The 14,211-nt window shown below is 30.0% G+C and carries 10 protein-coding genes; 5 read left to right on the forward strand and 5 right to left on the reverse strand.

All coding sequences use genetic code 11. From position 1 onward, the window contains the following. Window position 1: 1 nt before the first annotated feature. Together H574_RS0112960 and H574_RS0112965 are read left to right on the forward strand one after the other, a co-directional pair. The gene (locus H574_RS0112960; RefSeq protein WP_027880989.1) at window positions 2-1,591 is read left to right on the forward strand and encodes a peptide MFS transporter; all 1,590 of its coding nucleotides are present in this window, start codon (window positions 2-4) and stop codon (window positions 1,589-1,591) included. A gap of 100 nt (window positions 1,592-1,691) precedes the next feature. Then, complete coding sequence (locus H574_RS0112965) at window positions 1,692-2,234, forward strand: thioredoxin family protein (RefSeq protein WP_027880990.1); 543 nt, start codon at window positions 1,692-1,694, stop codon at window positions 2,232-2,234. Between the two features lie 6 nt (window positions 2,235-2,240). Here the strand turns inward: H574_RS0112965 and H574_RS0112970 are convergent, their stop codons facing one another. The 4 genes from H574_RS0112970 to surE form a co-directional block, all read right to left on the reverse strand. Continuing rightward, window positions 2,241-4,268, reverse strand: a complete 2,028-nt coding sequence (locus H574_RS0112970) for a ComEC/Rec2 family competence protein (protein ID WP_027880991.1) — start codon at window positions 4,266-4,268, stop codon at window positions 2,241-2,243. A 70-nt stretch (window positions 4,269-4,338) separates the two neighbouring features. Continuing rightward, window positions 4,339-4,917: a C40 family peptidase gene (locus tag H574_RS0112975; protein ID WP_027880992.1), complete on the reverse strand. Its 579-nt coding sequence runs from the start codon at window positions 4,915-4,917 to the stop codon at window positions 4,339-4,341. 7 nt (window positions 4,918-4,924) lie between these two features. After that, window positions 4,925-6,040 carry a lipid-A-disaccharide synthase gene (gene lpxB / locus H574_RS0112980; protein WP_027880993.1) on the reverse strand — a complete coding sequence of 372 codons (1,116 nt, stop codon included), beginning with the start codon at window positions 6,038-6,040 and terminating at the stop codon, window positions 4,925-4,927. A 19-nt stretch (window positions 6,041-6,059) separates the two neighbouring features. Then, window positions 6,060-6,836, reverse strand: coding sequence for a 5'/3'-nucleotidase SurE (gene surE / locus H574_RS0112985; protein ID WP_027880994.1), 777 nt, complete (start codon window positions 6,834-6,836; stop codon window positions 6,060-6,062). 151 nt (window positions 6,837-6,987) lie between these two features. Here surE and H574_RS0112990 point away from each other — a divergent pair, with 151 nt between their 5' ends. From H574_RS0112990 to H574_RS0113000, 3 genes are all read left to right on the forward strand, one after another. Next, window positions 6,988-9,123 (forward strand): carboxy terminal-processing peptidase, encoded by a 2,136-nt coding sequence (locus H574_RS0112990; RefSeq protein WP_027880995.1) that lies wholly within the window; start codon window positions 6,988-6,990, stop codon window positions 9,121-9,123. A 6-nt stretch (window positions 9,124-9,129) separates the two neighbouring features. Then, complete coding sequence (locus tag H574_RS0112995) at window positions 9,130-10,224, forward strand: ABC transporter permease (protein WP_027880996.1); 1,095 nt, start codon at window positions 9,130-9,132, stop codon at window positions 10,222-10,224. Between the two features lie 320 nt (window positions 10,225-10,544). Then, on the forward strand, window positions 10,545-12,923 hold the full coding sequence (locus H574_RS0113000; RefSeq protein ID WP_027880997.1) for a hypothetical protein: 2,379 nt from the start codon (window positions 10,545-10,547) through the stop codon (window positions 12,921-12,923). Here the strand turns inward: H574_RS0113000 and H574_RS0113005 are convergent. Further along, the gene (locus tag H574_RS0113005; protein WP_027880998.1) at window positions 12,907-14,172 is read right to left on the reverse strand and encodes a Pycsar system effector family protein; all 1,266 of its coding nucleotides are present in this window, start codon (window positions 14,170-14,172) and stop codon (window positions 12,907-12,909) included. The genes H574_RS0113000 and H574_RS0113005 overlap by 17 nt on opposite strands. Between the last annotated feature and the right edge of the window lie 39 nt (window positions 14,173-14,211).

The following is a 14,211-nucleotide window of genomic DNA, read 5'->3' on the forward strand; positions in this document are numbered from 1 at the left end:
TATGGAATTTAAATTTGGAGGTTCAGAAACCAATCAAAAGACTGTTTTAGGTCATCCTTCAGGGCTATTTGTCTTGTTTTTTACTGAAATGTGGGAACGTTTTTCTTACTACGGAATGCGTGCGCTTTTAGTGCTTTTTTTAGTGTCATCATTACTAGAAGAAGGTTGGGGCTGGGAAAGAAGTGATGCGTTAGTATTATATGCATGGTATACTGGATTAGTTTATTTAACGCCAATTATTGGAGGTTTTTTAGCAGATAAAATTTTTGGATATAGAAAAGCAGTTGTCCTTGGTGCATTTATAATGACGTTAGGTCATGCAAGTATGGCTTTAGAAGGTATGTCTAATATATTTTTCTATTTAGGTTTATTATGTTTAATATTAGGTAATGGGTTATTTAAACCAAATATTTCTTCTATAGTAGGTCAATTATATAAAGGAAATGGTAAAGAAAAAGATGCAGGATATACTATTTTTTACATGGGTATTAATGCAGGTGCATTTTTAGGAATTTTATTATGTGGTTATATTGGTGAAAAAGTTGGATGGCACTATGGTTTTGGATTAGCTGGGATATTTATGTTCTTAGGAATGTTACAATTTTATTTTGCACAATCAATATTTGGAAACATAGGTTTGTCTCCTAAACAAACTCAAGATTTAGATGACTCTGTAGAAGATACCTTTGAAGAAATAGGTGAAAATATAGAAGATGTGGCAGATGAAGCTGAAAACTCTAAAGTGGTAAGAGATAGAATTACAGTTATTGGAATTTTTGCTGTATTTACAATCTTCTTCTGGTGGGCATTTGAACAAGCAGGAGGATCAATGACTATTTTTGCAGCAGATTATACAGATAGAGCTTTAGAAGGTAGCGCTGCAAATACATTTAAAATTGTAAATACAATTATTACATTAGTACCAATGGTAGTAATAACATGGGTATTAATAATGCTATTTAAACAAACTTTCGGAAAATATTCTATGTCTAATGTGTGGCTAGGTTTAAGCTTTTTAATTATTTGGGGGATTGTAATTTGGATGCTTAAAAAAGAATTCTCTTCTGATGCAACAGAAGTGCCAGCATCTTGGTTTTCAGTTTTAAACTCATTATTCATTATATTATTTGCTCCATTGTTTTCAAAGGTTTGGGAAAGTAAATTTAATCCATCAGGACCTATAAAATTTGCACTAGGTTTAGTATTGTTAGGTATTGGTTTTGCTGTTTTATCTTATGGAGCATCCGCAATTCCTGAAGGAGCAAAATCAGCTTCAGTAAGCTTAATGTTTTTAGTTGTAGCTTATTTATTTCATACGTTGGGAGAGTTATGTATTTCGCCAGTAGGTTTGTCTTATGTAAGTAAGTTAGCTCCTTTAAAATTAGTTGGATTGATGTTTGGTATATGGTTTATAGCAAACTTTATAGCAAACTTTTTAGGAGGTATTACAGGAAGTTATATAGATCAAATTTCTGAAGAGTATGGACTGTCAACATTCTTTTTAATATTTACAGTAATTCCTATCGCAGCAGCTGTTATATTGGTTGTTATTAATCCAATGATGAAGCGAATGATGCACGGTGTAAAATAATTATAAGTAATTAATATAAAAAAAGCGTCTCAATTTAGAGGCGCTTTTATTTTTTGTAAATTTGGAATACATTTTGCGACTACAATAAAAAACAATATATATGAAAACATTTTTTATAGCCTTTACAATGCTTTTTGCATTAAATATTACCGCACAAGAAATTAATTGGATGTCTTTAGAAGAGGCTTTAGAGGCACAAAAAACTTCTCCTAAAAAAATATTTATAGATGCCTACACTGTTTGGTGTGGACCATGCAAAATGCTAGATCGTAACACATTTAAAAATGAAGACGTTGTAAAGTATATTAACAAATATTACTACGCAGTCAAATTTAATGCTCAAGGAGATGAAGAGGTAACTTATAAAGGAAAAACATATTCTAATCCTGGTTATGATCCTGCAAAAGCAAAAACAAGAAACGCTAATCATCAGTTATCTCGTGTTTTTGGTATAAGAGCATTTCCTACCTTAGTGTTTTTAGATGAACAATCTAATGTGTTAGCTCCAATTGTAGGATATAAAGATGCTCAAGGCTTAGAATTATACTTAAAAATGTTTGCACAGAACGATCATAAGGAAATGAAAACTCAAGAAGATTTTAACGCATATTATGAGAATTTTAAATTCCAGTTCAAAAAATAAAAGTATTTAATCAATTATAAAAGCTCCCGTTTTTCCTGTTTGGTAAAACGGGATTTTTTGTTTTAAACAAGTAGTTTTCCAACGTAAAATATAAGATTTATAATTACTTCCATCTGCTATAATAGCTTTAGGCTGTATGCTGTCTATTAATCGATTTAAGTTAATTTTTGGCGATTGCGTAAGTAAAGCATAATCAATTTTTAATTTTTTTACTTGATATACGCCTAAACTATCAACAACTAAAAGTGTTTTGTTTTTTATATTGAAAATAGGCTGTATAGGTTTTGGTCTTTCAATGGTTAAATTATTTTTTACAGCAAAAGTTCTTGAGATTGTATTTGTTTCAACACTTTCAAAATTAGAATACAATTGAAGCTTTTTATCAACTTTTTTACCAATGATTGTGTATTTACTTTTGTGAAATACATACAAACTTTCACCTTTATTTTGACTTGTATTAAAGATGAAATTTGCTTGAAAACCAATAATTAATGCTAACGAATAGAATATCCATTTCGCTTTTCGGTTTAAATAAAATTGATACAACGTAAAAATCAGTATATAACTTAAAATCACCTGAAATATATTGAAAGAAATGTCTTGAAATAAAAAGCTTTCTTGTCGTGCAATCCATTCAAAAAAAGTGTTCATCATTCTTATAACAAAAGAAAAAATATCGGCTAAAAACTCAGGTAACAAATCAATCAAAGCTAGCGTAATAACTAATAGACCTAAGCCTAATATAATCCCTAAAACAGGAATAACCACCAAGTTTGATAACCAAAACAAGCTAGGAAATTGATGAAAATAATACAGGCTAATTGGTATGATTCCAAATTGTGCAGATACGGTAACTGTAAGTGTTTTCCAAAGTAAGTTAAGTAATTTGTTTTTTGGTTTTACTAATGGTTCTATAATAGGTTGAATACTGACTATTGAAAATACAGCTGCATAACTTAATTGAAAACCTACATCAAAAATGAAGCTAGGTTTAATTAATAAAAGGACAAAAATTGAAGTCGCTAGTGTGTTGTAAATATTTGATGTTCGTTTTAAATTTAAACCAATAGCAACAATGCTAAACATAGTTGTGGCACGAACAATTGAAGCAGAACTACCCGCAATTATGGCATAACTCCACAGTAGCAACAAAATGACAATTGTTTTTATAAAATAGCCATGTTTAATGCGTTCTAAAGGTTTTAAAACAAAACTTAAAATGAGTAAAATAATACCAACATGTAAACCAGAAACTGCCAAAATATGTATAGCACCAGCATTGGTGTAACTATCGTAAAGATCTTTGTCAATACCTTGACGTTGTCCTAAAATTAGAGCATTAATTATAGATAGTTCGTCTTTAGTAAAATTGTAGTTTTTTAGCTTCTTATTGATAAGGTTTCTAAAATTGGAGGCGTGACCGCGTAGTGTATTTGTGTTATTCTTTAAAAGGAAAAGCTCTGAATCTTTACTGTATAATTGATAAAAAACCTGTTGATTTTTTAGATAGTTTTTATAGCTAAATTGATCAGGATTTAAAGGAGATTTTATATCATATATTTCGGTTTTAGTTGTGTAAATATTATCAACTTTTAATGTGTTTGTAGTAGAATCTTTTTCAATATTTAATAATGCTTTACCGTTGGTGTTTTGATAGTCTACTTTTAAAATTTCAATATAATAACGGTCGCTAAAAGCATTTGGTTTTAAAAATTCTTTAACTTGAAAACTTATTAATTGTGGTTTTTGATTTTCTTCTTTAAAATGAAAAAAATGAGATTTTTCTAAAAGACTTTTATTGATTGTAGAGACAAAAATGCCTAAAATAATACAAGTTAAAATTGCTGAAAAACCAAACCAAACTGTATTGTTGTATTTATCTTTAAAAATGAAGTAAACTCCAGTTGTAATTATAAAACTAGCGATAAGAATTACTAATGCATAATTAATTTCTATCAGAAAGAATTCTGATAAAAGGATTCCAAAAATCAACCCTATGGTTAGTCTTACTATGCTGAATTTGAGAAGCTTCACTTCTCTAATATAGCAAATAATTGATTATTCGTTCTATGTTGTAAGAAATATTTTAAGTTTTTAAAGTATCTTACAATACACGACGCGCTTGTACAAAAGCAAAATACCAGTATTTTTCAGATAGTAAAGATCTAATAACACCACGACTTGTACTAGCATGAATAAATTCTACACGACCTAAACGCGCAGAAGTAACCAAACCAACGTGATTAACTTGCCTGCTATTTCTTCTAGTAGCAAAAAATAGTAAATCGCCTTCTTTTACTTCTTTTAAATCTACCCAATCTCCGTAAGTAGATAGCTGACTTGTGGTGCGAGGTAAGTTAATATCTTCTTCAGAAAAAGCAGTGTACATCAAGCCAGAACAATCCATTCCTTTTTTTGTAGTACCACCATATTTGTATTTAACACCTTCGTAAGTGCTTGCGTTTTTAATGATTTTTTCAATTAATGCATTGTCAATTTCTTCTACAATAACTTCAGTTGAAGCTGTTGTTTTTTTAGTAGTTCCTCTAGTAGAAGGTTTGCGTATTTCTGGTGTTTTGGTAGTTTTTTCTTCCTCTTTTTTTGTAACAATAACATGTCTGTTTTTAGAGCCACCACAAGAAAAAATGGTAAGTAGTAATAAAATTAAAGCAGATCTTTTCATTAAAAGGCTAATCATTTAGAGACTCAAATATAAGAGTTGCTGTTTTTAAACTGGCACCTTTTCCTCCTAATTTTTTTTCTAAATCGTAATAATCAATAAAAAACTTAGTACGCTCGTATTCATCTAAAATGAGATCTAATTCTTTTTTTAGACGTTTTTTATTAAAATCATTTTGAATAAGTTCAGTAACAGCTTCTTTTTCTAAAATAAGATTGACTAAGCTTATAAAATCAAGGTTTACAACACGTTTCCCTATTTGGTAAGAAATCCAACTTCCTTTATAGCAAACCACTTGAGGTACTTTAAAAAGTGCTGTTTCTAAAGTTGCAGTACCCGAAGTTACTAACGCAGCTGTAGATAAGCTTAGTAAATCATACGTTTTGTTACTTATAAAGTTAACGTTGTCTTGTTTTATAAACTGCTTGTAGAAGTCGTAATCTTGTCCTGGTGCGCCAGCAATTACAAACTGATAATCTTCATAATCATTAACAAGACTTAGCATAACCGAAAGCATTTTTGTGATTTCTTGTTTACGGCTACCAGGTAATAATGCAATAATTGGTTTATCACTTAAATTGTGTGTTTTTCTAAATTCTGAATCATCAATTTGTGTCCGGTTAGAAATAGCATCAATTAAGGGATGACCTACAAAATGAACAGGAAAATTATGTTTCTTTTCATAAAAATCTTTTTCAAAAGGAAGGATCACATACATTTGATTTACATCTCGTTTTATGTCTTTAATTCTGCCTTCTTTCCAAGCCCAAATTTGAGGTGAGATGTAATAGTGTGTTTTAAAACCTTTTGCTTTTGCCCATTTGGCTATACGTAGGTTAAACCCAGGATAATCAATAAAAATGATGGCGTCTGGATTGTAATTTTCTATATCTTTTTTACAAAACGACAAGTTTTTGGCAATGGTGCGTAAGTTCATCACTACTTCTACAAATCCCATAAAAGCTAATTCTTTGTAGTGCTTTACTAAAGTGCCTCCAACAGTTTCCATCAAATCTCCGCCCCAAAATCTAAAGTCTGCATTTGCATCTACTTTTTGTAAAGATTTCATAAGGTTAGAGCCATGTAAATCTCCAGAAGCTTCACCCGAAATAATATAGTATTTCATTTATTAAATATATTAAAACTTAATCGTTTAATTGCCAAGTATTAAGTTGCTGCATGTAATGGTGCGCAGTCAAATCAAATTGTACAGGGACAACAGAAACGTAACCTTCTTTTAAAGCCCATTCATCTGTATCGCTTCCATTATCGTAATTTACAAATTTTCCTGTAAGCCAATAATAATCTTTTCCTTGCGGTGTTTTTCGTTTATCAAATTTCTCTTTCCAATTGGCTCTAGCTTGTCTACATACTTTAATGCCTTTTATGTCTTTTTCTTCTAAATCAGGAATGTTAACATTCAAAATAACACCTTCAGCAATACCATGTTTTAAAGCGTTTTTTGTGATGCGTTTTACGTATTTTTTAGAGGCTTCAAAATTGGCTTCCCAGTTATAATTTAAATTAGAAAATCCTATTGCAGGTATGCCTTCTATACCTGCTTCAATCGCTGCACTCATCGTGCCAGAATAAATAACATTAATAGAACTGTTTGAACCATGATTAATCCCAGAAACACATAAGTCTGGCTTGCGGTCTAATACCTCGTTTATAGCTATTTTCACACAATCTGCAGGTGTGCCGGAACAACTGTATTTTAGTGTTTTTTCACCTTTTTTAGAGACCTTATCTAAGTGTAATGTGTTGTTAATAGTAATAGCATGTCCCATACCACTTTGTGGGCTATCTGGTGCAACTACAACCACATCGCCTAAAGTTTCCATAACTTCAATTAGAGCTAAAATACCTGGAGCTGTGATTCCATCATCATTAGTCACTAAAATTAAAGGTTTTTTACTCATAATTAGATTTGTTTTTCCCTATTGCTAAAATACATAAAAACTTCTGTAACCGCCTAATTTATTCAGTTTAACAAAAAATTAGTGCAAATAGATTTTATTGGCATAGTTTTTTCTTTACTTTAGTAGAAATTTCCCAATAAATAAGAAGAAAATGAGAAGGAATTATAATATTTTGCTACTAGTTTTAGTGCTTGCATTTGGATCTTGTAGCTTTACCACTAAGGTAGACGATAACCCAGATAAAGATAAATTATTAATTCAAATAATAACTTTGGCATTAGATCAACTTCATTTTGAGCCAAAGACTGTAGATGATGCATTTTCAAAAGAAATATTTGAAGATTATTTAGAGCAAGTAGATCCTTTAAAACGTTATTTTTTGAAGTCAGATATTGATGATTTTAAAAAATACGAAACTGAAATTGATGACCAATTAAAAGCTTATGATATTTCATTCTTTAACGCAGTACACGAACGATTAATAAAGCGTCAAGAAGAAGCAAAAGCTTATTATAAAGAGATTTTAGAAAAACCTTTTGATTTTTCTAAGGATGAAGAATATAACGCAGATTATGAGAATTTAGAGTATTCAAAAAATAAAAAACAGCTTAAAGAAAGATGGAGACAACAATTAAAGTTTAATACACTATCAAATTATGAAACTTTAATTGAGCAACAAGAAAATGACGAAGCTAAAGAAGATAATACAGAAGCACCAAAGTCTTTAACCGAACTTGAAGATGAGGCTAGAAACGAAACCTTAAAAGCGCTTGATAATTACTTTACAGACTATATAGAAGATATGGAACGTAAAGATTGGTTTGCAATGTATGTAAACACAATAGTAGAAGAGTATGATCCGCATACATCTTACATGGCGCCAGTAGATAAAGATCGTTTTGATCAACAGATGTCGGGTAAACTTGAAGGAATAGGAGCAAGACTACAAAAGAAAATGGATTACATTAAGATTGTCGAGTTAATCTCTGGTGGACCAGCTTGGAGAGACGGACAAATCGAAGTAGGCGATGTGATTTTAAAAGTACGTCAAGGTGACGAAAAAGAAGCAGTAAGCATTGTAGGAATGCGTATTGATGATGCTATAAAACTTATAAAAGGACCAAAAGGAACAGATGTTGTTTTAACCATGAAAAAGGTTGATGGTACCATCGAAGATATAAAAGTGACAAGAGATTTGGTAGAGTTAGAAGAAACCTACGCAAAGTCTTCAATTGTAAAAAAAGACGATAGAATTTATGGTGTAATCAACTTACCAAAGTTTTATGTAGATTTTAATGATTACAAAGAACGTAATGCTGCTTCAGATATAAAACTTGAAATTGAGCGTTTAAAAGAGCAAGGTATCGAAGGTTTAGTTTTAGACCTAAGAAACAATGGTGGTGGATCTTTAAAAACCGTAGTTGATATGGCTGGTTTATTTATAGAAGATGGGCCAATTGTTCAAGTAAGAGAAACAGGATCTCAAAAAGAAGTTTTAAAAGATACCGATAGAAGTATAACTTGGGACGGACCATTAGTAATTATGGTTAATGAGTTATCTGCATCAGCTTCAGAAATTTTAGCAGCTGCAATGCAAGATTATAAAAGAGCTATTATAATTGGTAGTAAACAAACCTACGGAAAAGGTACTGTACAAAATGTACTTGACCTTAACAGAATGGTACGTAATAGTTCACACGGAGATTTAGGTGCTTTAAAATTAACAAGACAAAAGTTTTACCGTATTAACGGTGGATCAACACAATTAGAAGGTGTAAAAAGCGATATAGCAGTTCCAGACAGATACAGTTTTATTGATATTGGCGAACGTGACCAAGAAAACCCTTTACCATGGGATAAAATTACCCCAGTAGATTATGATGTTTGGGATAGTTATTTTGATTATGATGCAACTATTTCAAAAAGTAAGCAGCGTATGGCAAATAACCAACAGCTTAAACTTATAGAACAAAGTGCAAAATGGGCTAAAAAGCAAATGGATGATAATACATATTCATTAAACTATAAAAAATATAAAGAAGAGTTAAAGCTTAACGAAGAGCAAGCTAAGCAGTTTGATGCTATTTCAGATTACAAAACCAATCTAACATTTAACTCTTTACCATACGAACAAAAAATGTTTGAACAAGACACTGTATTAAAGCAAAAACGCGAAAGATGGCATGAAAATTTAAGTAAAGATGTTTATGTAGAAGAAGCTTTAAACGTGTTAGACGACTTAAATAGTACTTACCGTATTAATAAAGTAGCTACAATTAAAGATTAATAATCAATGAGTAAAAACTCTAGCTCATTATCTCAACTAGCGCTTCAAAAGTTTAAAAAAAACTTTTGGGGCGTTTTTAGTTTGATATACATTGGCTTGGTTGGTATAATCTCGGTTTTTGCATATGTCTTTGCGCCAGACAGTTCGCAAAATGCCAATCAAATGCATGTCTCTATTCACTCTAAATCACCTGGTTTTTCGGTTGATATGCTAACTATTCCTTCAGAAGTAGATAATGATCAAAATTGGTTTGATATTATTTTTTTTGGAAAGAAAAACACAAACACAGAAATACCTATTTCAAATTATAAATTAAAAGGTAATCAGCTAACTTATACCGAGTATGTTTCTGATGGATTACAAGGTCAAACAAAAACCATAAAGGCTAATTTTATTTCAGATAATTCCGCAAAACAATTCATAAAAAAAAGAACATTTTATTTAGGAACAGATAAATACGGAAGGGATTTATTAAGTAGGCTTTTGGTTGGTGCACGTATTTCGTTCTTTATAGGTTTTGTAGCTGTGTTTATTTCGTTAGTAATAGGTGTTTTTATGGGAAGTATTGCCGGTTATTATGGTGGTAAAATCGACGCAGCAATTATGTGGATTATTAACGTAACATGGTCAATACCTACATTATTATTGGTAATTGCTATAACCTTAGCTTTAGGTAAAGGGTTTTGGCAAGTATTTATAGCAGTAGGCTTAACCATGTGGGTAGAAGTAGCAAGAGTAGTAAGAGGTCAAATTATTAGTGCAAAAGAAATGCAATATGTTACCGCAGCAAAAGCGTTAGGGTTTAATGACTTTAGGATTATAACCAAGCATATTTTACCCAATATTTTAGCGCCAGTAATAGTAATTTGTGCAGCTAATTTTGCAGCAGCAATTTTAATAGAATCAGGTCTTAGTTTTTTAGGTATTGGTGCACAACCGCCAATGTCAAGTTGGGGAGCAATGATAAAAGATCATTACAATTATATTATTTTAGGTAAGCCTTACTTGGCAATTTTACCAGGACTTTGCATCATGTTTTTGGTTATGGCTTTTATGCTTGTTGGTAATGCTTTACGAGATGCTTTAGATGTTAAAGTCTAATTAATTTCTTCATTAATTGTCTATTATACTAATTAAACATCTATAGTTTTTATAATAACTAAAGTGTAATAGTTGTAAGTTATTTTATTTTTTAACGACAATCAATTATTAATTAATTTAATATCAGTCAATTAAGTAATCTTTTGCAAGATTGTACTATTTAGGTAACTCATAGGTGTTATTATATATTGTCAACTAAATTAGTTATATTAAGAAGTATAGGTAATACAATAAATATTGTACATACCTTTGTAGTTTAAAAATATAAGAAGTTATAATAAAGACCTCAATATTTTTTAATTTTGCACAAATAAAATTATATGCTAAAAACTATAGACACAAGTATTACTTTCCCTTTTTCTGTAAAAATTGGTTTTAATAAATTATTAAACCAGTACGATGCTTTGTCTAAAAGTGAAAATGAAATTATAGCTAAAAAAGCTAAATCTATATTAGAAATTGCAGAACAAAACCCGATTCTAAAAGAAGGTTTTACAGATTATTCTATACTTTCTGAATATCAAAAAGAAGTTAAAATTATACTTCAAGATGTATTTAGTGAAGTCTTAACTTTAAACGAAATAAAGTTTGCAACAATACCATTACAAAACATAGTTTTATCTTCTTCGCAACGTTTTAAAAATATAGTTAAAGAAGCTGGAAAAGAGTTTGATTTGGTAATAAAAAACATGCCAGATGATGATTTGTATATTTTTGGATGTACAATAATTATAAGCATGTACTATGGCTATAAATTAAATTTTAAACGTCCTATTTATTACGATATACCTGATGGTAATGGAATTTTAAGAACTTATAAAGTCCTTTATAATGCAGATTTTATAGAGATTTTACCTACAAAAGATGCTCCAGAATTTACTAAAGCAGATTATGAAGAGTTATTAGATAATTTTGATAATATAGATCTGTGGAAAGAAAAATTTCCGCCAAATAGTTATCAATTTAAAGGATTTGTAGTGTCAAGTATGTTTGATGTAACAGACGATCAGTCTATATCAAACATAAAATCAACTTTGATTCAAATAAATAAAAGAGAGAAGAAGACGTTTATAGAAAATTTTGAAAATGTTTTTCAAAGACTATTTAATAGTAATAATATAAAAGTTGGTTTTTCAATATTTACACAAGAAGACAATTCGCTTACTCAAGCCTATCAAAGTAATATAAAAAGTTTTTTATTAAACCATCAAGAAACAATACACTGTAAAGATGCACTTTGTATGTTTTCTTATGATAAGTTAATAAAAGATAAAAATTATTACACAATCTCTGATGTAGAAAAGCTGTATCAATTAACACAAGGTAAAGAGCCACAACTTAAAGCTTTGCACGAGCAAGGTATAGAAAGTGCTATTTTTGCTCCAATAGCAGAAGATGGACAGCTGTTAGCTATTTTAGAATTAGTGTCTAATCAAAAAGGAGAATTAAATAGTATTAACGCAAATAAGTTAATAGACGTAATGCCTTTTATACTTACAGCTGTTAAACGCGCAAAAGAAGAGGAAGAAAACGAAATAGAAGCTATAATACAAAGAGAATGCACATCTATACATCCAAGTGTAAGATGGAAGTTTGAAGAAGCAGCAAGATTATTTAAAAAAGAACAAGAAGAAGGTAAACGTAACCCAAACTTTAAACGTATTAGTTTTGATAAAGTTTATCCATTATTTGGGCAAATTGATGTAAAAGGATCTTCAAAAGAAAGAAATGAAGCAACACTAAAAGACCTTCAATTACAACTTAAACTAGTAAAAAATATAATTGAAAAAGCTTCAACGCTAGAAGATTTAATAATTTACCAGCAAATTAAGTTTAAGATAGATCAATTTGAAGACCATTTAAAACAACAGTTTAAAGTAGATACAGAGCAAAAATTAACGCAGTTTTTTAATAGAGAAATAGAACCTATATTTAGATTTCAACTAAATAAACAACAACAATTAAAGGAAGATATAGAAGATTACTTTAATAAGATAGACGATACTTTAAAAGTTATTTATTTTTATCGCAAAAATTTTGATGATACCATTAGCTTAATCAACAAAAACATGGCGTCTATTATAGATAGAAAGCAAATTGAAGCTCAAAGCATGTATCCTCACTTTTTTGAGCGTTTTAAAACTGATGGTGTAGAACATAACATGTACATTGGCGAGTCAATTACAAAGGAAAGTTCTTTTAACGAAATTTATCTTTATAATCTAAGGTTATGGCAAATGCAAGTCATGTGCGAGATGGAAAATACATACTACAACCATCAACATCAATATCCAAAAGCTTTAGATGTTGCATCAATGATATTGGTGTTTAATCAACCGTTATCTATTCGTTTTAGAACAGATGAAAAGCATTTTGATGTAGATGGTACATACAATGCAAGATATGAAGTAGTAAAAAAGCGAGTAGATAAAGCTTATATAAAAGGTACTGACGAGAGAATTACCCAAAAAGGAAAGTTAACAATTGTATACTCTCAAAAAGAAGATGAAAAAGAATATTTACAATACGTTAAGTTTTTACAAGCAAAAAAACGTTTAGCAAATAATTTAGAAATATTAGAGTTAGATGATTTGCAAGGTGTTACTGGTTTAAAAGCAATACGAGTAGATATTCTTTATAACGATAAAGCAGAAGATGTTTACTTTACTTATAAAGACATGCTTAAAGATAAAAAGTAGATTTTTTATCTTTAAGCATATCTGTTTTAATAATAGAAGTTGTGTCTAAAACGTCTTCTATGTTAGTTCCAGGATTGTTCTTTACAGCAATTCCAAAAGCAATTAAAGACGTAATAATACCTATCATAAATACAGTATAAGTTATACGTAGTAATCTATATTTTCTTTCTAACACTTTACCTAAAAAATATAAGTCTTTAGTAAGGGATTTATAAACGTAGTTTTTATCTTTTAAAAGCTCTTCTATAGCCCATTCGTATTCTTTTAAATCCATTTTATGGAAGTTACCAAAAAAGGTTAAGTTTACTTCTTTATTAGCGACATCTTCTTTGGTAAATTCTCCGCTAGTAACGTTAGGACGAGTAGCTATTATCGACATTACCATAGAAATCACGCTAAATACAGTAAAAATTACTGTAGGCCAAGTCAGGTAAGGATTAGTATCTAATTTAGAAATTAAATTAGCCAAAACTACCGATATGATAATGGCATTTACAGACAGCAAAATATTAGCTTTTGTATCTGCAATGTCACTTAATTTAATATGGTTTCTTAAAGCAACTCTATAAAATGTTTGGATGCCTCGTTCTGGGCTTTCGTTTTTATATTGTGCTTTATATTTTGCCTTAATTTTTTCCTTTTTAATTTTTCTTTTGTGCTTCTTTTTAGTTTTAATAAGCTTAGCAAGATTTTTCTCTTTTCTTGGTTGCCAATTCTTTAAAGCATAATCTGTATAAAATCGATGCTTTTTTGATAGCATTTTAATGTTTTCGTCAAGCCATTCGCTAGGAGAAAATGTGGCAATACCGTTAACCTCAAGCTCTTTTCTTAAAAACTCACTAGCTTCGTTAAAGTATTTTTTTCCAAAATGAGACGCATCTGCATCACGTAAGATTTTATCAAGCTCAGTTTTAGGTTCGTTAGCTACTTTTGTAGCCATTATACAATCTTTTACGCTATCAATTACCTTTTGATCAGCACCTTCTTTTTTTAGAAAATCTTCTGCAATTTTGGCACTTTCATCTTCATGATCATCCCTAGTTTTGGTGTAACCAGTGTCGTGTAATAATGCTGCTAGCATCAAAATTTCAGCATCATTAACATTAATTTCAGAATTTTCAATTATTTCTTTTGTACTTTTAAAAACACGCTTTGTATGTGTATGATTGTGATAAACTATCGTATCCGGTAGTTCATTTTTAAAAAGTTCAAATACAAAGGATTCTGTTTTTTCAACAAGCTTAGTCATTTATAATTTTTTTAAACTAACCTAAAATAACCAAAAATT

This window comes from Mesoflavibacter zeaxanthinifaciens DSM 18436, from assembly GCF_000422365.1.
Classification (GTDB): domain Bacteria; phylum Bacteroidota; class Bacteroidia; order Flavobacteriales; family Flavobacteriaceae; genus Mesoflavibacter; species Mesoflavibacter zeaxanthinifaciens.